This is a genomic window from Streptomyces sp. NPDC057638 (genome assembly GCF_042800315.1).
Lineage (GTDB): Bacteria > Actinomycetota > Actinomycetes > Streptomycetales > Streptomycetaceae > Streptomyces.
The window spans coordinates 1-24525 of sequence record NZ_JBHVHF010000099.1; the positions used below are offsets into that span (position 1 = coordinate 1).

Annotated in this window: 2 protein-coding genes; both read left to right on the plus strand. The window is 71.8% G+C overall.

From position 1 onward, the window contains the following. Positions 1-53: 53 nt before the first annotated feature. Positions 54-20213 (plus strand): type I polyketide synthase, encoded by a 20160-nt coding sequence (locus ACFVIM_RS16045; RefSeq protein WP_384301507.1) that lies wholly within the window; start codon positions 54-56, stop codon positions 20211-20213. 53 nt (positions 20214-20266) lie between these two features. Further along, positions 20267-24525: type I polyketide synthase (locus tag ACFVIM_RS16050; protein WP_384301509.1), on the plus strand; the 4259-nt coding region annotated here is incomplete at its 3' end.

Sequence of the window (24525 nt, forward strand, 5' to 3'; positions counted from 1 at the left end):
AGGGGGGTATGGCGGCGGATGGTGTGGTGTTGGAGCGTGCGGAGCGGGGTGGTGTGACACCGCTGGATCCGGATACCGCCGTCGGCCTCCTGGGTGCCATCACCGGAACCGAAACCGTCGTGGACGCGGACTGGAACCGCTTCGTACCGGCGCTGACGGCCGTTCGCCCCAGTCGCTTCTGGGAAGAGATCGCGCCCGCCCTGTCGGCGTCTCCCTCCCCGCACTCCGCGCGCTCGGGTCAGTTCCGGCAGCGCCTTGCCGAACTGCCGCTCGCGGCGCGGCGAGCGGCGGCGATCGACCTGGTGCGAGGCCAGGTGGCGGCGGTGCTCGGCTTCAGCGATCCCGGCGCCATCACGGGCAATGCCCCCTTCCGTGAGCTGGGCATCGACTCCCTCATGGCGGTCGAGCTGCGGAACGCGCTGGGACTGGCCACGGGGTTGCGGTTGGTGTCGACGGTGGTGTTCGACTATCCGTCGGTGGAGGCGCTGGCCGACTTCGTGGTGGGCGAGTTGGTGGGTGGGGTTGTCGAGGACGAGTTCGTGCGTGCTGCTGGTGGGGTGGTGTCTGATGACGATGTGGTGGTTGTGGTGGGTATGGGGTGCCGCTTCCCGGGTGGGGTGGTGTCTCCGGAGGGTCTGTGGGGTTTGGTGTCGGGTGGGGTTGACGCGCTGGGCGGCTTCCCGGTGGATCGTGGGTGGGGTGAGCTGGGTGGCGAGTTCGCCCGGGTCGGTGGGTTCGTGGAGGGGGTCGCGGAGTTCGACGCGGACCTGTTCGGGATCTCGCCGCGTGAGGCCCTGGCGATGGATCCTCAGCAGCGTCTCCTCCTGGAGGTCGTCTGGGAGTCGTTGGAGCGTTCGGGTATCGCCCCGTCCTCGTTGCGCGGCACCCCGGTAGGCGTCTTCGCCGGAACCAACGGCCAGGACTACCCCGCCCTCCTGGCCCAGGCCAACCACTCGACCGATGGCTACGGCAGCACCGGTAGCTCCGGCAGTGTTCTGTCCGGTCGGGTGTCCTACGCGCTGGGTCTTGAGGGCCCCGCGGTGACGGTGGACACCGCGTGCTCGTCCTCGCTAGTGGCGTTGCATCTGGCGGCGCAGTCGCTGCGTTCGGGCGAGTGCTCCCTGGCGCTCGCGGGCGGTGTGACCGTCATGTCCACCCCCGGCGGATTCCTTGAGTTCGCGCGTCAGGGTGGGCTCGCGTCGGACGGCCGGTGCAAGGCGTTCTCGGATGACGCGGACGGTACGGGGTGGGGTGAGGGCGCTGGTGTCCTGGTCCTGGAACGCCTGTCCGACGCGCGCCGTCACGGCCACCAGGTCCTGGCGGTGGTGCGGGGTTCGGCGGTCAACCAGGATGGCGCGTCCAATGGTCTGACGGCGCCGAACGGCCCGTCGCAGCGCCGGGTGATCCGGCAGGCCCTGGCGAACGCCGGTCTGTCACCCGCCGACGTGGACGCGGTGGAGGCGCATGGCACGGGCACGTCCCTCGGTGACCCGATCGAGGCCCAGGCCCTCCTCGCCACCTATGGCCAGGACCGCGAACAGCCCCTGTGGCTGGGTTCGATCAAGTCGAATATCGGTCATACGCAGGCGGCGGCCGGTGTCGCGGGGCTGATCAAGATGGTCCTGGCGATGCGGCACGAGACCCTGCCGAAGACGCTGCATGTGGGTGCGCCCTCCACGCATGTGGACTGGTCCTCGGGCGCGGTCGAGCTGCTGACCGAAGCACAGGACTGGCCCTCGTCGGAGGACCGGCCCCGCCGGGCCGGAGTCTCCGCGTTCGGCGTGAGTGGCACGAACGCCCATGTGATCCTGGAAGAGCCACCTGCGGCGAGTACCCCCGCGACGGACGCTGATGGTGTCTCGCTGCCGGTGGTGCCGTGGCTGGTGTCGGCGAAGTCGGCTGACGGGGTCGCGGCGCAGGCCGGCCGCCTGCTCGGTCTCCGGGAGGCGGATTCCCCGGATGTGGGTCTGTCGCTGGCGGTGACGCGGTCGGCGCTGGAGCATCGGTCGTTTGTCGTGGGGTCGGACGCGCAGGAACTGCGTTCCGGTCTGAAGGCGCTGGCGGCGGGTGAGTCGCGTCCGGTGGCGGTGCGCTCGGGTCTGACGGGTGTGGTGTTCTCCGGTCAGGGCGGTCAGCGGGTGGGGATGGGCCGTGAACTGGCGGCGGCGTTCCCGGTGTTCGCTGAGGCGCTGGAGGAGGTGTGTGCCCAGTTCGACGGGCTCCTGGACCGTCCGCTGAAGGAGATCCTCTTCGAGGACGCGAACAACGTTCTGGGTCTGACGGGGTGGGCGCAGCCCGCGTTGTTCGCGGTCGAGGTGGCGCTGTTCCGTCTGACCGAGTCGTGGGGTGTGCGCCCTGACTACCTGGTCGGCCATTCGGTGGGTGAACTGGCTGCCGCGTATGTGTCGGGTGTGGTGTCGCTGGAGGACGCGTGCCGTCTGGTGGCGGCGCGGGCCCGGCTGATGCAGGCGCTGCCGACCGGTGGCGCGATGTGGGCCGTGCGGGCCTCGCTGGAGGAGGTCACCCCGCACTTGGTCGACGGTGTTTCCGTCGCGGCGGTCAATGCTCCCGGTCAGGTCGTCCTCTCCGGTACGCGTACGGCGGTGGAGCAGGTCGCGGCGGCTCTCACCGACCGTCAGGGCCGCTGGCTGGAGGTCAGCCACGCCTTCCACTCCGGGCTGATGGATCCGATGCTCGACGCCTTCCGCCAGGTCGCCTCCACCATCGCCTACGACCGTCCGCGCATCCCGATCGTCTCCACCCTCACCGGCGAGGTCATTGAAGAGTTCTCGGCGGACTACTGGACCGACCAGGTCCGTGGCACGGTCCGTTTCGCGGACGCCGTCACCCGCCTCACCGGCCTCGGCGTCACCCGGTTCCTGGAACTCGGCCCGGACGCGAGCCTGGTGGGTGCCATCAGCGAAACGGCCGAGGACGCTCTCGCCCTCTCGTTCCTGTCCCGTAAGCGCCCGGAGCCGGTCACGGCCGTCACCACCCTGGCCCGGCTGTGGGCGGACGGTGGCACGGTGGACTGGGCGGCCTTCTACGCCCCCACCACCGCCCGCACCACCGACCTCCCCACCTACCCCTTCCAACACCAGCGCTACTGGCCCACCGCCCAGCCCGCGACCAGCTCCGACACCTCCTCCGACGCCGCGTTCTGGAACGTCGTCCGGAGCGGGGATCTGGACCGGTTCAGCCATACGCTGGGCCTCGCGGCCGACACGGAACTCCGGGATGTCCTGCCCGCTCTCCAGAGCTGGCAGGGGCGCCGGCGGCGACTCGCCGACATCGACGGGCTGAGCTACGAGGTGAGCTGGAAGCCGCTCGGTCCCGCACCGGTCACGACGGTGAGCGGCGCCTGGCTCCTGGTGGAGTCCGAGGCGGTTGAGAATCCCTGGTCGGAGGCGCTGGCCGAGGCGCTGACCGCGCGGGGCGCCCGCGTGGAGCGGCTCGGTGTCGAAGCGGCTGCACTCGACCGAGGTGCCCTGGCGGAGCGACTCGCGACCTGTGACGAGTTCACGCGAGTCGTGTCGTTCCTGGGCCAGGACGAACGTACCTCCGCCGAAGCGGGCCCGGCCTTCGGGCTCGGGGCCACGGCGGCGCTGGTGCAGGCGCTGGCCGACCGTGATCTCGCGGCCCGGGTGTGGTCGGTGACATCGGGTGCGGTGAGTGCCGGACCCGGTGATGAGCTGACGCATCCGGCGCGGGCGGCGGTGTGGGGCCTGGGCCGGGTCGTCGCGCTGGAGGAGCCCGACCGCTGGGGCGGACTCGTCGATGTACCCGACCAGCCCGACGCGCGTTCGGTGGGACGTCTCGCCGATGTGCTGGCGGGGGCGCCCGGTGAGGACCAGGTCGCCATTCGCGCCGGGGCCGCGCTCGGGCGCAGGATCACCCCCGTACGTACGGATACGACCGATCGGCCGGAGTGGACGACGTCGGGAACCGTCCTGGTCACCGGCGGTACGGGCGCACTGGGTGCCCGGGTGGCCCGCTGGGCGGTGGAACGCGGCGCCGAGCGTGTGGTGCTCGTCAGCCGTCGCGGTGACGCCGCTCCTGGAGCGGCCGCGCTCCGGGAGGAGCTGGAGTCCCTCGGAGCGGGCGTCACGTTCGCCGCGTGTGACATCGCGGATCTGGCGAGCCTGCGGCGGGCGGTGGCGGAGGCCGAGGCGGACGGGCATGAGATCCGTTCGGTCTTCCACACGGCGGGGCTGACGCAGTCGGTTTCGCTGCGCGACTCCACGGATGCCGAGCTGACCGCGATGACCAGCGCCAAGATGACCGGCGCCGGCCATCTGGACGCGGTCTTCGGGGACCGGCGGCTCGATGCCTTCGTGCTGTACTCGTCCATCGCGGCGACCTGGGGCAGCGGTGGCCAGAGCGGATACGCGGCGGCCAATGCCTACCTCGACGCCCTGGCGGCATGGCGCCGGGCCCAGGGCCGGACGGCCACCTCGATCGCCTGGGGTCCCTGGGGCGGCGGCGGCATGGCCAGTGTGGACGGAGCGGAGGAGGATCTGCGGCGGCGCGGACTCCTGACGCTCGATCCCGAGCTGGCGATGGGGGCGCTCGGCCGCGCACTGTCGAACGCCGTGCCGTCTGTCTCGGTGGCGGACATGGAGTGGGCGAGGTTCGTACCGACGTTCACCGTGCGGCGTGCCAGCGCGCTCTTCGGGGAGCTGTACGAGTCCGGGGAGGAGTTCGACGCCCCCGCCGGGAACGGGACGCTGTCCGCCCTGCGCGACCGCCTGGACGGCCTCGATGAGCAGGAGCGGTGGCGGAAGGTCCTCGATCTGGTGCGGACCGAGGCCGCCGGAGCGCTCGGCCACGACAGCACCGCGTCGATCGAACCGGAGCGAGCCTTCCGCGACCTGGGCTTCGACTCGCTCACCGCGGTCGAGTTCCGGGACAGGCTGGGCGCGGCGACCGGGCTCGCGCTCGTGTCGACGCTCGTCTTCGACTACCCGACGGCCGCCGTCCTCACGGATCAGCTCATCAGCGAGCTGTTCGGTACTCGGCGGGCCGCCGACGCGATCGAGCCCGGACGGGCCCGGACCGATGACGAACCGATCGCCATCGTGGCCATGGGCTGCCGTCTGCCGGGCGGGGTGACGGATCCCGAGTCCCTCTGGCGACTGCTCAGCGAGTCCAGCGACGCCATCACCCCCTTCCCGGCCGACCGGGGCTGGGAGCTGGACGCGCTCGACGCCTCCGAGTCGGAGGACCGGATCGCCACGTACGCCCGGGTGGGCGGGTTCCTGGCGGACGCGGCCGACTTCGACCCCGCGCTGTTCGGGATCTCGCCGCGCGAGGCGCTGGCGATGGACCCCCAGCAGCGGCTGCTGCTCGAGGTCGCCTGGGAGTCGCTGGAACGTGCCGGAATCGCTCCGCTCTCGCTGCGGGGTGACCGCGTCGGGGTCTTCGTGGGAGCCGGAAGCTCCGGTTACCTGAGCAACCTCCATGACGTTCCCGAGGAGGTCAGCGGCCATCTGATCACCGGGAACTCGGGGAGCGTGCTCTCCGGCCGTGTGTCGTACGCGCTGGGTCTTGAGGGTCCCGCGGTGACGGTGGACACGGCGTGCTCCTCGTCGCTGGTCGCGCTGCATCTGGCGGCGCAGTCGCTGCGCTCGGGCGAGTGCTCCATGGCGCTCGCGGGTGGTGTCACGATCATTGCCAGCCCGGATGCCTTCATCGAGTTCGCCCGCCAGGGCGGTCTCGCCGTCGACGGCCGCTGCAAGGCGTTCTCGGACGACGCGGACGGTACGGGCTGGTCCGAGGGCGTGGGCCTGCTGGTCCTGGAGCGGCTGTCCGATGCCCAGCGCCACGGCCATCGGGTACTGGCGGTGGTGCGGGGTTCGGCCGTCAACCAGGACGGCGCGTCGAACGGTCTTACGGCTCCGAACGGCCCGTCCCAGCAGCGTGTCATCCGCCAGGCCCTCGCCGACGCGGGCCTGACCGCGGGTGATGTGGACGTGGTGGAGGCGCATGGCACGGGCACCTCACTGGGTGACCCGATCGAGGCCCAGGCACTCCTCGCCACCTATGGCCAGGACCGGGACCAGCCGCTGTGGCTGGGGTCGATCAAGTCGAATATCGGTCATACGCAGGCGGCGGCCGGTGTCGCGGGTCTGATCAAGATGGTGCTGGCCCTGAGGCATCAGTCGATGCCCGCGTCACTCCACGTCGGTACCCCGTCGACACATGTGAACTGGTCCACGGGGGCCGTGGAGATGCTGTCCGAATCGCGCGACTGGCCGTCGTCGCCCATCCGCCCGCGCCGCGCCGGTGTCTCGGCCTTCGGTGTGAGCGGGACCAACGCCCACGTGATCCTGGAGGAGGCTCCGGCCGCCGCTCCGGTGCCCGACGAGCCCTCCGGAGATGTACGGCTGCCGGCGGTGCCCTGGCTCATCTCGGGTCGTGGTGACGAGAGCGTCGCGGCGCAGGCGGGCCGTCTGCTCTCCGTGGTCGAGGAGAACCCGCTGGATGTGGGCTTGTCGCTGGCGGTGACGCGGTCGGCGCTGGAGCACCGGTCGTTCGTTGTGGGTGCGGACGCGCTGGAGTTCGGTGCGGGTCTGAAGGCGTTGGCGGCGGGTGAGTCGCGTCCGGTGGCGGTGCGCTCGGGTCTGACGGGTGTGGTGTTCTCGGGTCAGGGTGGTCAGCGGGTGGGGATGGGCCGTGAACTGGCCTCCGTCTTCCCGGTGTTCGCCGAGGCGCTGGAGGAGGTGTGTGCCCAGTTCGACGGGGTCCTCGACCAACCTTTGAAGGATGTGGTGTTCGAGGACGCGAACAACGTCCTGGGTCTGACGGGGTGGGCGCAGCCCGCGTTGTTCGCGGTTGAGGTGGCGCTGTTCCGGCTGACCGAGTCGTGGGGTGTGCGCCCGGACTATCTCGTCGGGCATTCGGTGGGTGAACTCGCTGCCGCGTATGTGTCGGGTGTGGTGTCGCTGGAGGACGCGTGCCGTCTGGTGGCGGCGCGGGCTGGTCTGATGCAGGCCCTGCCGACCGGTGGCGCGATGTGGGCCGTGCGGGCCTCCCTCGACGAGGTCACCCCGTATCTGGTCGACGGTGTCTCCGTCGCTGCCGTGAACGCCCCCGGCCAGGTCGTCCTCTCCGGCACCCGTACAGCGGTCGAAGAGGTCGCGGCGGCTCTCACCGACCGTCAGGGCCGCTGGCTGGAGGTCAGCCATGCCTTCCACTCGGACCTGATGGATCCTATGCTCGACGCCTTCCGCCAGGTCGCCTCCACCATCACCTACGAACGCCCGCGCATCCCGATCATCTCCACCCTCACCGGCGAGGTCATCGAAGAGTTCTCGGCGGACTACTGGACCGACCAGGTCCGGGGCACGGTCCGTTTCGCGGACGCCATCACCCGCCTCACCGGCCTCGGCGTGACCCGGTTCCTGGAACTCGGCCCCGACGCGAGCCTGGTCGGCGCCATCAGCGAGACCGCCGAGGACGCCCTGGCCGTCGGACTTCTCTCCCGTAAGCGTTCTGAGCCGGTCACGGCCGTCACCACCCTGGCCCGGCTGTGGGCCGATGGCGGGACGGTCGACTGGGCCGCCTTCTACGCCCCCACCACCGCCCGCACCACCGACCTCCCCACCTACCCCTTCCAGCACCAGCGCTACTGGCTGGAGAGCGCGGGCGGGCCCCTCAACGTCGGTGCCATGGGCGCCGAGGCGATGGAGCATCCCCTCTTCGGGGCGGCGGTGGAGCTGTCCGATGGTGGCGGCCATGTCTTCACGGGCAGGCTTTCCACGCGGACACAGCCCTGGCTCGGCGGGCATCAGGTGGCCGGCGAAGCGGTGTTCCCCGGGACGGGGTATGTCGAGCTGGCCATCCGGGCCGCGGACCAGATCGGCTGTGGCGTGGTCGAGGAGCTGATCCTCGAAGCGCCGCTGGTGCTGCCGGAGCAGCGGGCGGTCCAGGTCCAGATGCTGGTCGACCCGGACGACGGCAGTGGTGGCCGGGCCTTCACCATCAGTTCCCGGCGTGAGGGCGAAGAGCCCTGGACACGGCACGCCAGCGGTTCACTCGCCGACGTATCCGAGCCTTCGGGGGCAGCGGACCGTGCGGTCACGGACCTGACGGTCTGGCCGCCCGCCGGCGCGGTGCGCGTCGGCATCGACGGTCACTACGAGGCCAGGGCGGAGCAGGGCTTCGCCTACGGGGAGATCTTCCAGGGGCTGGCGGGCGTCTGGCGCGGTCCGGATGGCGGACTGTTCGCGGAGGTGGTCCTGGGGGACCGGTTCCGCGACGAGGCGGACCGGTTCGGTCTGCACCCGGCCGTACTCGACACGGCGCTTCAAGCACTGTCGTACGACGTACGGACGGCGGGCGCCCGGATGCTGCCGTTCAGCTGGCGCGGGGTGAGTCTGCACGCGACAGGTGCGTCCATGCTGCGTGCCGCGCTGACTCCGGGCGCGGGTGAGGGGAGCTACCGCCTCACCATCGTGGACACGGCGGGCGAGCCGGTGCTCACCACCGACACGCTGACGCTGCGCCCGTTCACCGGGTTCACGGCGGACGGCGGTTCGCTCCCGCTTCCCGGCGCCACCACGGACACCCCTGCGGAGCCGAGCACCAGCACCGAAGCGGACACCGAGCCAGGCACGGACACGACCCTTGAGACGGTCCCTGACACGGCCCTTGACAGGGACACGGAACCGGAAGCCGTCCCCGCGCCGAAGCGCAAGCGGACCCCCGAACGACGCAAGGCGGCCGCGGCCGTCTCCGGTGGCGGGAACGCACTGCGCGACCGGCTGCTCGACCTGCCCGAGGACGAACAGCGCGACGCCCTGACAGAGATCGTGCGCCGTCGCGCCGCCATGGTGCTCAAGGAGCCCAAGGCGCAGGCGATGAACGAGGACCTGGCCTTCCGGGACCTCGGCTTCACCTCGCTCACCGCCGTGGAACTCCGCGAGGCCCTCCGCGAGGAGACCGGCCTCCGGCTCCCGGCCACCCTGGTCTTCGACTACCCGACCCCGCGTGCGCTGGTGACCCATCTGCGCACCGCACTCTTCGGTGACCCGACCCGTACCACCTCCGCCGGGCCGACGGGCAGGAACGCCGTCGCGCTCGACGAACCCATCGCCATCGTCGGGATGAGCTGCCGCTATCCGGGCGGCGTCCGCACCGCCGACGAACTGTGGCGGCTGGTCGCCGACGGCACCGACGCCGTGTCCGCCTTCCCCGCCGACCGGGGCTGGCAGCTCGACAAGCTCTACGACCCCGACCCCGACAACCCCGGCACCTGCTATGTCCACGAGGGCGGCTTCCTCCACGACGCCAGCCTCTTCGACGCCACCTTCTTCGGCATCAGCCCGCGCGAGGCCATCGCCATGGACCCGCAGCAGAGGATCCTGCTGGAGATCAGCTGGGAGGCGATGGAGCAGGCCGGGCTCGACCCGGCGTCGATGCGCGGAAGCTCGACCGGGGTCTTCGCCGGGGTGACCTACCAGGACTACGGCGGCCTGCTCGCCGTCGCGAAGGACGACTTCGAGGGCTTCTTCGGCACCGGTAACTCGCCCAGCGTGCTCTCCGGCCGTGTCGCGTACTCCTTCGGTCTCGAGGGCCCGGCCGTCACGATCGACACCGCCTGCTCCTCCTCCCTGGTCGCGCTGCACTCGGCGTGCCAGGCCCTGCGGGAGGGCGACTGCTCCATGGCGCTCGCGGGCGGCGTCACCGTGATGTCGACGCCCATCTCCCTGATCGAGTTCAGCCGTCAGCGGGCACTCGCCGTCGACGGCCGCTCCAAGCCGTTCTCCGCCGACGCCGACGGCGCGAGCTGGGGCGAGGGCGCGGGGATGCTCCTCCTGGAGCGGCTCTCCGACGCCCGCCGCAACGGACACCGCGTTCTCGCCGTCGTCCGGGGCTCCGCCATCAACCAGGACGGCGCGTCCAACGGTCTGACCGCCCCCAACGGCCCGTCCCAGCAGCGTGTCATCCGCCAGGCCCTCGCCAACGCCGGACTCAGCCCCTCCGAGATCGATGTCGTCGAGGCGCACGGCACGGGTACGTCCCTCGGTGACCCGATCGAGGCCCAGGCGCTCCTCGCCACCTACGGCCAGGACCGCCCCGACGACGATCCGCTCTGGCTCGGCTCCATCAAGTCCAACATCGGCCACGCCCAGGCCGCGGCCGGGGTCGCCGGGCTGATCAAGATGGTGCAGGCGATGCGCCATCGCCTGATGCCGCGGTCCCTGCACCTCGGCACGCCCTCGCCCCATGTCGACTGGACGGAGGGCGCGGTCGAGCTCCTCGCCGAGGCGCGCCCCTGGACCTCCCAGGACCGCCCCCGCCGCGCGGGTGTCTCCGCGTTCGGCATGAGCGGCACCAACGCCCACATCATCCTCGAAGAGTCCCCTGATTCGCCTGATACCCCTGACTCCCCTGCTCTTCATGAGCAGCCCCAGGCCCCGGCGCCCTCTGCCGTGGTGCCGTGGGTGGTGTCGGGTCGGAGTACGGCGGCGCTGCGGGGTCAGGCCGCCGCGCTGGGTGCGGTGGGTGAGGCTGACGCGGGCGCGGTCGGCTGGTCGCTGCTGTCGTCGCGCGGACGGTTCGAGCACCGCGCGGTGGTCCTGGGCGCGTACGCTGACGGGCTCGCCGCCCTGGCGGCGGACGAGCCCGCCGACGGCGTGGTCCGGGGCGTGGTCGGTACCCCCGGGCGGACCGTGCTCGTCTTCCCGGGCCAGGGCGCCCAGTGGGTCGGCATGGCGCTGAGGCTGGCCGAGGAGTCGGCGGTGTTCGCGGCGCGGCTGGCGGAGTGTGAGACGGCTCTCGCGGGCTTTGTCGACTGGTCGCTGACGGACGCCTTGCGGGATGAGGGTCTGCTGGGCCGGGTGGATGTGGTGCAGCCCGCGTCGTTCGCGGTGATGGTGTCGCTGGCGGCGTTGTGGGAGTCGTACGGCGTGACCCCGTCGGCGGTGGTGGGTCATTCGCAGGGTGAGATCGCGGCCGCCTGCGTCGCGGGTGTGCTGTCGCTGGAGGACGCGGCGCGGATCGTGTGCGTACGGAGCCGGGCCATCGCGGCCGTGGCGAGCGGGGACGGCACGATGGCGTCCCTCCGCGTCTCCGCCGACCGGGCTGAGGAACTGCTGCCCGAGGGTGTGTCGATCGCGGCCGTCAACGGCCCCTCGCAGGTCGTCGTCGCCGGTGAAGTCGGCGCGGTGGACGCGCTGGTCGCCGCGTGTGAGCGCGAGGGCATCCGGGCCCGCCGGATCGCCGTCGACTACGCCTCGCACTCGCCCGCGATGGACGCCCTGAGTGAGGAGCTGACACAGGCGCTGGCCGGGGTCGCTCCCCGGGAGGGCCGCTTCCCGCTGTTCTCCACGGTGACGGGCGCGTTCATCGATCCGCTGAGCATGGACGCCGGGTACTGGTTCCGCAATCTGCGCCAGCCGGTCCGGTTCGCCGACGCGGTCGAGTCGCTCGCCGCCGAGGGTTATGGCGCCTTCGTGGAAGCCTCCACCCACCCCGTGCTGACCGCCGCCATCGAGGAGACCCTGGAGTCCTCACCGGAGGCCACCGTCGTCACCGGCTCCCTGCGCCGGGACGACGGCGGTCTGGACCGTTTCCTCGCCAGCGCCGCCGAACTGTGGGTCCACGGCGTGGACGTCGACTGGTCCGCCGCGTTCCCGGCCGAGCGACCGGAGCTGGTCGACCTCCCCACGTACGCCTTCCAGCGCCAGCGCTACTGGCCCGAGCTGGACCTGGGGGAGGACACGGCCGACACGGCCGACAGCGCCTTCGGGGACCAGGAGTTCTGGGCCGCCGTGGCCCGCGAGGACGTGGAGGCGCTCGCCGGGACGCTGGGGACGGAGAGCGGGGTACTGGACCCGTTGCTGCCCGCGCTCACCCGCTATCTGCACCAGCAGCGTGAACAGTCCACCACCGACGCGTGGCGGTACCGGGTCGCCTGGTCCCCGCTGACGGTCGGCGAGCCGGAGCCGCTGTCCGGTACGTGGCTGCTGGTCCGCCCCGAGGGGAGCGAGGTACGTCCCTGGGTGGACGCGACGGCCGCCGAACTGGCCGCGCGGGGCGCCGAGCCGCACGAGCTGACCCTGGGCGAGGAGCACCTGGACCGGACCGTACTGGCGGAGCTGCTCGCGGAGCGCGGCGGCGAGGTCACCGGTGTCGTATCCCTCCTTCCGTGGGATGAACGCGAGGTCGAAGCGCTGCCGGGCATGCCGCTCGGTGCGGCGCTGACCACGGTCCTCGTCCAGGCCGCCGGGGACTCCGGGATGAACGCCCCCGTCTGGTCGCTCACCTCCGGAGCCGTCTCCGTCGCACGCTGGGACGCCGTCACCGCTCCCGCGCAGGCGGCGGTGTGGGGGCTCGGCCGGGTGGCGGCGCTGGAGCACCCCGACCGCTGGGGCGGACTCGTCGACGTACCGCGTACGGCCGACGCGCGGACCGCGCGCCGACTGGTCAGCGCCATCGCCGAGGCGACCGTCTCCGGCGGCGCGGAGGACCAGATCGCGCTCCGGGACTCGGGGCTCTTCGGACGCCGGCTCGTCCGCGCCCCGCGACCGTCCGACGCGGACGCCACCTGGCACCCCTCGGGTACGGTCCTGATCACCGGCGGTACGGGTGCCCTGGGCGCCCGCATGGCCCGCTGGGCGGTGGCGAACGGCGCCGGGCACATCGTCCTCACCAGCCGCCGGGGCCCGGACGCGCCCGGCGCTCCCGAGCTGCGGGCCGAACTGGAGCAGGCGGGCGCCACCGTGACCGTCGCCGCCTGCGACCTGGCGGACCGTACGGAAGCCACACGGCTCGTCACCGGTCTGATCAGCGCCGAGCCACCGCTCACCGCGGTCGTCCACGCCGCTGGTGTGCTGGACGACGGCATCCTGGACTCCCTCACCCCCGCACGTGTCGCCGGGGTCATGGCGCCCAAGGCGGGCGCGGCGCTGCTCCTGGACGAGCTGACCCGAGGGGTTCCGCTCGAAGCGTTCGTCCTCTTCGCATCCACCGCCGGTATCTGGGGTGGTCCGGGCCAGGCCAACTACGCGGCGGCCAACGCCGTGCTCGACGCGGTCGCCGAGGCCCGCCGGGCCCAGGGCCTGCCCGCCACCTCGATCGCCTGGGGTCCCTGGGCCGACGCGGGCATGGCGGACAGCGCGTCCGTCGAGGCGCGTCAGCGCAAGGGCGGGATCCACGCACTGGCCCCGGAGTCCGCCGTCTCCGTACTCCAGCAGGTGGTCGGTGACGGTGACGCGACACTGACCGTCGCCGGGGTCGACTGGGCACGGTACGTACCGACCTTCACCGCCTCCCGGCGCAGCGCTCTGCTGGACGGAGTGCCCGAGGCCCGCGAGGCCGCCGCGTCGGCGGACGGTGACGGCGGGCCTGGCGGCGCGGACGGCCTGGCCGCGCGACTGGCGGCGCTGACCGACGCGGAAGCCGAACGCGAGGTGCTCGAACTCGTCCGCAAGCACGTCGCGGGCGTACTGGGCTTCGCCTCACCAGCGGATGTGGAACCGACACATGTGTTCTCCGCGATCGGCTTCGACTCCCTCACGGCCATCGAGCTGCGCAACCGTCTGGGCATGGTCACCGGCCAGAAGCTCCCGACCACGCTGATCTTCGACTATCCGACACCGACCGCTCTCACGCGCTATCTGCGTGCTCAGATCGGCGGCGGGCCGGCCCAGCGGACATCCGCCGGGCCCGTGGACACCACACGTTCCGCCGCCGTCACCGACGATCCGATCGTCATCGTCGGGATGAGCTGCCGACTGCCCGGAGGAGTCAACTCCCCGGAGGACTTCTGGCGGCTTCTCGCCGACGGGGTCGACGCGATCACAGACTTCCCCACCGACCGGAACTGGGACGTCGACTCCGTCTACGACCCCGACCCCGACAAGGCCGGAACCACCTACACCCGTCATGGCGGGTTCGTGACCGGCGCGAGCGAGTTCGACTCCGGCCTCTTCGGGGTCAACCCGCGTGAGGCCCTCGCCATGGATCCGCAGCAGCGGCTCCTCATGGAGTGCTCCTGGGAGGCACTGGAACGGTCGGGCATCGACCCCCTCTCGCTGGCGGGAAGCCGGACCGGGATGTTCGCCGGGAACAACGGCACCGACTACGGGGGTCTGCTGATCAGCAGCCCTCAGGGCGCGGACGGCTACTTCATGACCGGCAACGCCGCGAGCGTCCTGTCGGGGCGTGTCTCCTACGCGCTGGGTCTTGAGGGCCCCGCCGTGACGGTGGACACGGCCTGCTCCTCCTCCCTGGTCGCCCTGCACCTCGCGGTCCAGGCGCTGAGGGCCGACGAGTGCTCACTCGCCCTCGCCAGCGGAGTCACGATCATCTCCACCCCGTCGCCCTTCGTGCAGTTCAGCCGTCAGCACGGCCTCGCCGTCGACGGCCGCTGCAAGGCGTTCTCGGATGACGCGGACGGTACGGGCTGGGCCGAGGGCGTCGGCGTCCTGGTCCTGGAGCGCCTGTCGGACGCGCGCCGCAACGGCCACCAGGTCCTGGCGGTCGTCCGGGGCTCCGCCGTCAACCAGGACGGCGCCTCGAACGGCCTGACCGCGCCCAACGGCCCGTCCCAGCAGCGCGTCATCCGTGACGCGCTCGCCAACGCCGGTGTGACCGCCGGTGAGGTGGACGTGGTGGAGGCGCATGGCACGGGCACCTCGCTCGGTGACCCGATCGAGGCACAGGCCCTGCTGGCGAGCTATGGGCAGGACCGGGACCGGCCGCTGTGGCTGGGCTCGGTGAAGTCCAACATCGGTCATACGCAGGCCGCCGCAGGTGTCGCGGGGCTGATGAAGATGGTCCTGGCGATGCGGCACGAGACCCTGCCGAAGACGCTGCATGTGGGTGCGCCCTCCACGCATGTGGACTGGTCCTCGGGCGCGGTCGAGCTGCTCGCCGAAGCCGAGCAGTGGCCGACGACTCCGGACCGGCCGCGCCGGGCGGGTGTGTCGTCCTTCGGTATCAGCGGCACGAACGCGCATGTGATCCTGGAGGAACCGCCTGCTGAGGAGGCTGCCGCAAACGCGGTGGCGGTGTCCGAGCCGAGTGTGTCGCTGCCGGTGGTGCCGTGGCTGGTGTCGGCGAAGTCGGCTGACGGTGTCGCGGCGCAGGCGGGCCGTCTGCTGTCGGTGGTGGAGGAGAGCCCGCTGGATGTGGGTCTGTCGCTGGCGGTGACGCGGTCGGCGCTGGAGCATCGCTCGTTCGCTGTCGGCGCTGACGCGCTGGAGTTCGGCGCGGGTCTGAAGGCGCTGGCTGCGGGTGAGTCGCGTCCGGTGGTGGTGCGCTCGGGTCTGACGGGTGTGGTGTTCTCGGGTCAGGGTGGTCAGCGGGTGGGGATGGGCCGTGAGCTGGCGGCTGTCTTCCCCGTCTTCGCCGAGGCGCTGGAGGAGGTGTGTGCCCAGTTCGATGTGGTCCTCGATCGTCCGTTGAAGGAGATTCTCTTTGAGGACGCTGAGGGTGTCCTGGGTCTGACGGGGTGGGCGCAGCCCGCGTTGTTCGCGGTCGAGGTGGCGCTGTATCGCCTGACCGAGTCGTGGGGTGTGCGCCCTGACTATCTGGTCGGGCACTCGGTCGGTGAGTTGGCGGCCGCTTACGTGTCGGGTGTGGTGTCGCTGGAGGACGCGTGCCGTCTGGTGGCGGCCCGCGCAAGTCTGATGCAGGCGCTGCCGTCCGGCGGCGCCATGTGGGCCGTGCGGGCCTCCCTCGACGAGGTCACCCCCCACCTGGTCGACGGGGTCTCCGTCGCCGCCGTGAACGCCCCCGGTCAGGTCGTCCTCTCCGGCACCCGTACGGCGGTCGAAGAGGTCGCGGCGGCGCTCGCGGTCCGTCAGGGCCGCTGGCTGGAGGTCAGCCATGCCTTCCACTCGGGCCTGATGGATCCGATGCTCGACGCCTTCCGCGACATCGCGTCCACCATCACCTACGAACGCCCGCAGATCCCGATCGTCTCCACCCTCACCGGCGAGCCGGTCACCGCGTTCACGGCCGACTACTGGGTGGACCAGGTCCGGGGCACGGTCCGCTTCGCGGACGCCATCACCCACCTCACCGGCCTGGGCGTCACCCGCTTCCTGGAACTCGGCCCCGACGCGAGCCTGGTCGGCGCCATCAGCGAGACCGCCGACGAGGCCCTGGCCGTCGGACTTCTCTCCCGTAAGCGCCCGGAGCCGGTCACGGCCGTCACCACCCTCGCCCGGCTCTGGGCGGACGGCGGGACGGTGGACTGGGCCGCCTTCTACGCCCCCACCACCGCACAGACCACCGACCTCCCCACCTACGCGTTCCAGCGGAAGGCGTACTGGCCCGAGCCGATGGTGGCGCGCACCGGGGACATCTCCACGGTGGGGCTGGCGGAGGCCGGGCATCCGCTGCTCGGTGCGGCGGTCGCGCTGGCCGGGGAGAGCGGATGGCTCTTCACCAACCGGCTCACGGTACGCGACCACTCCTGGCTCGCGGACCACGAGGTGATGGGAAGTGTCCTGTTCCCCGGCACGGCCTTCCTGGAGCTGGCGCTCCGCGCCGCTGACGAGGTCGGGTGCGACCTGGTGGAGGAGCTGACGCTCGCCGCGCCGCTCGTCCTGCCCGAGCGGGGCGGGGTGCGGATGCAGGTGATGGTCGGCGCGCCGGACGAGTCCGGGCTGCGCTCGCTGAGGCTCCACTCCTGCCCCGATACCCCGGCGGCCCCCGGCGGCTCCGGCCCGTACGAGGAGGAGTGGACCCTGCACGCCAGCGGAACCCTCGGCAACCGTCGGCGGGAGGCGGAGTTCGACTTCACCGCCTGGCCACCGCGGGACGCCGAGACGATCGACGTGTCGGACTTCTACGCCATGTACCGGGACGCGGGCTTCGTCTACGGGCCCTCCTTCCAGGGGCTGCGCCAGGCGTGGCGGCTCGGCGACGACGTCTACGCCGAGGTCACCCTGCCGGAGGAGCACGCCGCCGAGGCGACCGCCTACGCACTGCACCCGCCGCTGCTGGACGCCGCGCTCCAGGCGCTGACCTTCGTCGCGCTGGACGGCAGCGGGCAGAGCAGGCTGCCGTTCGCCTGGTCGGGCGTCTCCCTGTTCGCGTCGGGAGCGTCGGGGCTGAGGGTCAGGCTGTCCAAGGCCGGCGCCGACGCGCTGGAACTGGCCATCGCGGACCAGACCGGCGCCCCGGTCGCCGCCGTCGACTCCCTCGCGATGCGGCAGATCTCCGCGGCCCAGATCCAGGGCCCGCGCACGGCCTACCCGGAGCAGATGTTCCGTACGGACTGGGCCGAGGTCGCGCTCCCGGCCGGGACGCCCGCGGAGATCGGCCGGTGGGCCGTGCTCGGCGCGGACCCGCTGGGACTGGCGGAGACGCTGGAACTCCCCCGTATCGCCTCCGTCGCGGCGCTCGCCGACAGCGATCCGGTACCGGATGTCTTCCTGGTGTCGTACGTCGGTGGCGGCGACGACCGGATCGCCGACGACGCGCGGGCGTTCACGAGCGAGGTCCTGGAACTGGCCCGGCACTGGCTCAGCGACAGCCGGTTCGCCTCGTCCCGGCTGGCCGTCGTCACCAGCGGCGCCATCACCCCGCTCGACGGGCTCGGGAACGCGACACCGGGACCGGACGGCGCTACCGTCCACGCCCAGGACCCCGCCGCCGCCACCGTCTGGGGCTTCGTACGGTCCGCGCAGACGGAGGATCCGGGACGGTTCGTCCTGATCGACCTCGACGGTGAACAGCGGTCGGCGGCGGCCCTGCGCGCAGTCCTGGCCCTGGACGAACCACAGGTCATCGTCCGCGACGGTGCGGTACGGGCCGCGCGACTGGTCCGGCTCGGCGGCGACGGCGAACTGCTGCCCCCCGCCGGCACCCGTGCCTGGCGGCTGGACACCACCGGCCGGGGCACCCTGACCAACCTCGCCCTCGTTCCCTCACCCGAACTGCTGGAGCCCCTCGCGCCCGGCGAGGTCCGGGTGGCCGTCCGGGCCGCGGGTCTCAACTTCCGCGATGTCCTCAACGCGCTCGACATGTATCCCGGTGACCCCGGGGCCATGGGCGTCGAGGGCGCGGGCGTCATCACCGAGGTCGGACCCGGCGTCGACGGCCTCGCCGCCGGAGACCGTGTCCTCGGGATGTTCGGGAAGGCGTTCGGGCCGTTCACCGTCGCCGACCACCGCATGGTCGCGCGGATGCCCGACGGCTGGAGCTTCGAGGAGGCCGCGTCCTTCCCGATCGTCTTCCTCACCGCCTACTACGCGCTGGTGGATCTGGCACGGCTGCGGCGGGGCGAGTCCGTCCTGGTCCACGCGGCGGCGGGCGGGGTCGGTATGGCCGCCGTGCAACTGGCGCGGCACCTGGGCGCCGAGGTGTTCGGCACCGCCAGCGCGGGCAAGCACGACAGCCTGCGCGCGCTCGGCCTCGCCGACGACCACATCGCCTCCTCCCGTGACCTGGACTTCGAGGAGGGCTTCCGCCGGACCGCCACCGGCGGACAGGTGGACGTGGTCCTCAACTCGCTGGCGCGGGAGTACGTCGACGCCTCACTGAGGCTGCTCGCCCCCGGCGGCGGACGCTTCGTCGAGATGGGCAAGACCGACGTCCGCGAACCCGAGGAGATCGCCGCACAGTACGCGGGCGTCGCCTACCGGGCCTTCGACCTCATCGAGGCCGGTCCCGAGCGCATCGGCGAGATGCTCGCCGAGGTGCTGCGGCTGGCGGCGGAGGGCGCGCTGCGGCCCCTTCCGGTCGAGAGCTGGGACGTACGCCGCGCACCCGAGGCGTACCGGTATGTCAGCCAGGCCCGGCACATCGGCAAGGTGGTCCTGACCGTACCCTCGGCGATCGACCCCGAAGGCACCGTCCTGGTCACCGGCGGCACGGGCGGACTCGGCTCCCATGTGGCCCGCCATCTCGTCACCGAACACGGGGTCCGCAGCCTGCTGCTCACCAGCAGGCGCGGCACGGCGGCCGACGGCGCCGGGGAACTCGCCGCCGAGCTGACCGCGCTCGGCGCGACCGTACGGATCGAGGCGTGCGACGCCGCCGACCGCGACGCGCTGGAGCGCGCCCTGGCGACCGTACCCGAGGACCGTCCGCTCACGGCCGTCGTCCACACGGCGGGCGTCCTCGACGACGGTGTCATCCCCTCCCTCACCCCCGAACGCCTCGACACCACCCTCCGGCCGAAGATGGACGCGGCCCTGAACCTGTACGAGCTGACCAAGGACCGCGACCTGGCGGCGTTCGTCCTGTTCTCCGGCGCGGCGGGCACATTCGGCGGCGCGGGACAGGCGAACTACGCGGCGGCCAACGCGTTCGTCGACGCCTTCGCGCGCTGGGCCCGGGACCGGGGGATGCCCGCGGTCTCCCTGGCCTGGGGGCCATGGGTCGCGGACAGCGGTATGACCGGCACGCTCACCGAGGCGGACCTCGCCCGGATGGAACAGGCCGGACTGAAGCCGCTCACTCCCGCGCTCGGGCTCGGTCTGCTCGACTTCGCCCTGACCACGGATCACGCCGCGCTGCTGCCGATGCGCCTCGACACCCGGCCCGCCGCCTTCGGCCCCGGCCCGGTGCCGCCGCTGCTGCGCGCGCTGGCGGGTACACGGCGCCGCACAGCGGCCCCGGCCGTCACCTCCGGAGCCGACGCGGCGGCCGATCTGGGGCGCACCCTGCGTGCCCTCGACCCCGCCGACCGGGGGGAGCATCTGCTGGAGCTGGTCTGCGCCCAGGCGGCGGCCGTCCTCGGCCATGACACGGTGGAGGAGATCGAACCGGAGCAGGCGTTCAACAACCTGGGCTTCGACTCCCTCACCGCGATCGAACTGCGCAACCGGCTCAACGCGATCACCGGCACCCGGCTCCCCGCGACCCTGGTCTTCGACTACCCGACACCGGTCGCGCTCGCGGAACACCTGCTGACGGAGATCGTGCCCGTGGGATCCGCCGACACGTCCGGTCCCGACGAGGGCGGGGTACGGGAGGGAGGCGCCGCCGTCTCGGAGGGAGCGGCGCTCTCGGAGATCGAACGGCTGGAGCGGTCCCTGGAACGACTGCTGAACGGTCACGCGTCGGCCACCCCGGAGGTGGGCAGGCGGCTGCGGTCCCTCGCGGACACCTGGGCGGCCGGAACGGCGGCGCCCGAGGCGGGGGCGGTCATCGCGGAGAGCGCGGTGGACGACGACGCCCTCGAATCGGCTACGGCCGAGGAGCTTTTCGAACTGATCGACGGCGAGTTTGGTGGGGCGTCTTGAGCGAGCGGCGTGACGAGCGGAACGTGGACCAGCGGACCTCTGATCGGGGCGATGTGGACGGTATGTCGGTTGATCGGGCGGGTACACGCGAGGCCGGTCGAGAGGCGCGGGCCGGTGGCGGGACGGCGTCCGGAGGCGCGACAGCGTCCAGCAGCGGCACGGCTCAGGGGAGTGGTGCGGCGTCCGGGAGCGGCACGGCGCCCGGAAAGCAAGCGCCTTCCGGCAAGGGAGCGCCTTCCGGCGACGGAGCGGCTTCCGGCAGCGGATCGGGAGGCGGCGACGGATCGGGAGGCGGCAGCGGCACGGCTCCCGGTGAACAGAAGCTGCTCGGCTATCTGAAGAAGGTCACGGGCGAGCTCCGCGTCGCGCACCGGCGGCTGAAGGAGATCGAGGCGGCGAACACCGAGCCGATCGCGATCGTCGGCATGAGCTGCCGGTTCCCCGGGGAAGTCCGCTCACCCGAGGACCTCTGGCGCCTCCTGGACCGCGCCGGCGACGGCATGTCCGGCTTCCCGGCCGACCGGGGCTGGGACCTGGACCGCCTCTACAACACCGACCCGGGCGGTTCGGGCACCAGCTCCACCCGGGTCGGGGGCTTCGTCTACGACGCGACCGAGTTCGACCCCTCCTTCTTCGGTATGAGCCCGCGCGAGGCGCTGGCGATGGACCCCCAGCAACGACTCCTCCTCCAAGCGGCCTGGGAGGCGTTCGAGCACGCCGCGATCGACCCCACCTCGCTGAAGAACACCACCACCGGGGTGTTCGTCGGCGCCGCCTCCACCGGATACGGAGCCCATCTCACCGCGCTCCCGGACGGCGTCGAGGGCTATCTCCTCACCGGGAACTCCATGGCGGTCGCCTCCGGACGCATCGCCTACACCCTGGGCCTCAAGGGCCCCGCCGTCACCGTGGACACGGCCTGCTCCTCCTCCCTGGTCGCCCTCCATATGGCGGGTCAGTCCCTGCGTACGGGCGAGTGCTCCCTGGCCCTGGTCGGCGGCGTCACGGTCATGTCCACACCGGGCATGTTCCAGGAGTTCAGCCGTCAGCAGGGGCTCGCGGCCGACGGCCGCTGCAAGGCGTTCTCCGATGACGCGGACGGTACGGGCTGGTCCGAAGGTGTGGGCCTGCTGGTGCTGGAGCGGTTGTCGGACGCGCGCCGCAACGGCCATCGGGTGCTGGCCGTGGTGCGGGGCTCCGCCGTCAACCAGGACGGTGCCTCCAACGGCCTGACGGTGCCGAACGGTCCCTCGCAGCAGCGGGTGATCCGTGACGCGCTGACGAGCGCGGGACTGACCGCTGGTGACGTTGACGTGGTGGAGGCGCATGGCACGGGCACCTCGCTGGGTGACCCGATCGAGGCGCAGGCGCTGCTCGCGACCTATGGGCAGGATCGCGAAGAGCCGTTGTGGCTGGGTTCGATCAAGTCGAACATCGGTCATACGCAGGCGGCGGCTGGTGTCGCGGGTGTGATCAAGATGGTGTTGGCGATGCGGTACGGGCGGATGCCCCGGTCGCTGCATGTGGGGACTCCGTCGTCCCATGTGGACTGGTCGGCCGGTGCGGTGGAGCTGCTGGCGGAGGCGCGTGACTGGCCGTCGGTGGAGGACCACCCCCGCCGGGCGGGCATCTCCTCCTTCGGTATCAGCGGCACCAACGCCCATGTCATCGTCGAACAGGCACCGACAGGAGAGACGACCGACGGGGAACCGGCACCCCCGGCGCCCCCCACACCGGTCCAGGACGCTAACGAGCCGCACCCGGCTGTCACCGGACCCCGGGTGAAGCTGCCGGTGGTGCCGTGGCCCCTGTCGGCGCGCCAGGACGAGATCCTGCCGAAGATGGCCGCCCGCCTGCGATCCGCCCTGACCACCCACCCGGATACCGACTTCACCGATATCGGCTTCACCGCGGCCACCACCCGGGCCGCCTTCGAACACCGCGCCGTGGTTCTGGCGACCGACCCGGAGACCACGTCCCACGTCCTGGACGACCTGACATCCGGCCGCACATCACCCCAGGTCATCCGGGGAGTGGCCGCGCGCGGCGGAGTGGGCCGCGCCCGTGGGCGCTCGGCGATGGTGTTCTCGGGTCAGGGTGGTCAGCGGGTGGGGATGGGCCGTGAACTGGCCTCCGTCTTCCCCGTCTTCGCTGAGGCGCTGGAGGAGGTGTGTGCCCAGTTCGACGGGCTCCTCGACCAACCGTTGAAGGAGATTCTCTTTGAGGACGCGGACGGTGTCCTCGGCCTGACGGGGTGGGCGCAGCCCGCGCTGTTCGCCGTCGAGGTGGCGCTGTTCCGCCTGACCGAGTCATGGGGTGTACGCCCTGACTACCTCGTCGGCCACTCGGTCGGTGAACTCGCCGCCGCATACGTCTCGGGTGTGGTGTCGCTGGACGACGCGTGCCGTCTGGTGGCGGCCCGCGCCCGGCTGATGCAGGCACTGCCGACCGGTGGCGCGATGTGGGCGGTGCGGGCCTCGCTGGATGAGGTCACCCCGCACTTGGTCGACGGCGTTTCCGTCGCGGCGGTCAACGCCCCCGGCCAGGTCGTCCTCTCCGGCACCCGTACAGCGGTCGAGCAGGTCTCGGCGGCTCTCGCGGACCGTCAGGGCCGCTGGCTGGAAGTCAGCCACGCCTTCCACTCCGGCCTGATGGATCCGATGCTCGACGCGTTCCGCCAGGTCGCCTCCACCATCACCTACGACCGCCCGCGGATCCCGATCGTCTCCACCCTCACCGGCGAGCCGGTCACCGCGTTCACGGCGGACTACTGGACCGACCAGGTCCGTGGCACGGTCCGTTTCGCGGACGCCGTCACCCGCCTCACCGGCCTCGGCGTCACCCGGTTCCTGGAACTCGGCCCGGACGCGAGCCTGGTGGGTGCCATCAGCGAAACGGCCGAGGACGCTCTCGCCCTCTCGTTCCTGTCCCGTAAGCGTTCGGAGCCGGTCACGGCTGTCACCACCCTCGCCCGGCTGTGGGCGGACGGCGGGACGGTGGACTGGGCGGCCTTCTACGCCCCCACCACCGCACAGACCACCGACCTCCCCACCTACCCCTTCGCCCGCGAGCGCTACTGGATGGAGAACCCCGACTCCGCCGTACTCGATGGCGCTGCCTCAGCTGGTGACCTGGTCGATACGGAGTTCTGGTGCGCGGTCGACAGCGGAAACCTGCCGCAGGCCGCCGCTGAGCTGGGGCTCGAACTGGACGCGCCGCTGAGGGAGACCCTCCCCGCGCTGTCGGCGTGGCGTCGGAAGCGTCATGAGCACGCGGCGGTCGAGGGTCTCCGGTACGAGGTGACCTGGCGGCCGGTGGACATCAGCGATGGCACCGTGGCGGACCTCTCCGGTACGTGGCTGCTGGTGGAGTCCGAGTCGTCCGTGGACGCGTGGTCGGAGGCTTTGGCGGGTGAGTTGGTGGCGCGTGGTGCTCGGGTGGAGTGGCTGCGTGTGGGTGTGGATGAGCTGGATCGGGACGCGCTCGCTGAGCGTCTGGCGGGGTTTGAGGACTGTGCCCGGGTGGTGTCGTTCCTCGGCCAGGACGAGCGTACGGATGTGGATGTCTCCTGCGGGGTGCCGTTGGGGTTGCTGGGGACGACGGTGTTGGTGCAGGCGCTGGCGGACCGTGGTGTCGCGGGTCCCGTGTGGTCGGTGACATCGGGTGCGGTGAGTGCCGGACCCGGTGATGAGCTGACGCATCCGCTGCGTGCGGCGGTATGGGGTTTGGGCCGGGTCGCGGCGATGGAGGAGCCCGACCGCTGGGGTGGACTCGTCGACGTCACGGCGGAGCCGGATGGCGGGGCGGTGACGCGGCTCATCGGGGTTCTTACGGACTCGACGGGCGAGGACCAGCTCGCCGTACGGGTGGAAGGCACCTTCGGACGCCGATTCCTGCCCGTGCGTGGGCCGTTGGAGCAGGTCTGGTCCCCGTCGGGGACGGTGTTGGTGACGGGTGGGTTGGGCGTGTTGGGTGGTCGGGTGGCGCGGTGGGTGGTGGAGTGTGGTGCGGAGCGGGTGGTGTTGGTGGGTCGTCGTGGTGGTGGGTCGGTGGGGGTTGAGGGGTTGGTGGGGGAGTTGGAGGGGTTGGGTGCTGGGGTGGTTGTGGTGGGTTGTGATGTGGGTGTGGAGTCTGAGGTGGTGGGGTTGGTGGAGCGGTTTGGTGTGTCGGCGGTGGTGCATGTGGCGGGTGTTTTGGAGGATGGTGTGGTGGGTGGGTTGTCGGGTGGGTCGTTGGGTCGGGTGTGGGGTGGGAAGGTGGGTGGTGCGTGGGGGTTGCATCGGGCGACGGTGAATGTGGCGTTGGATGCGTT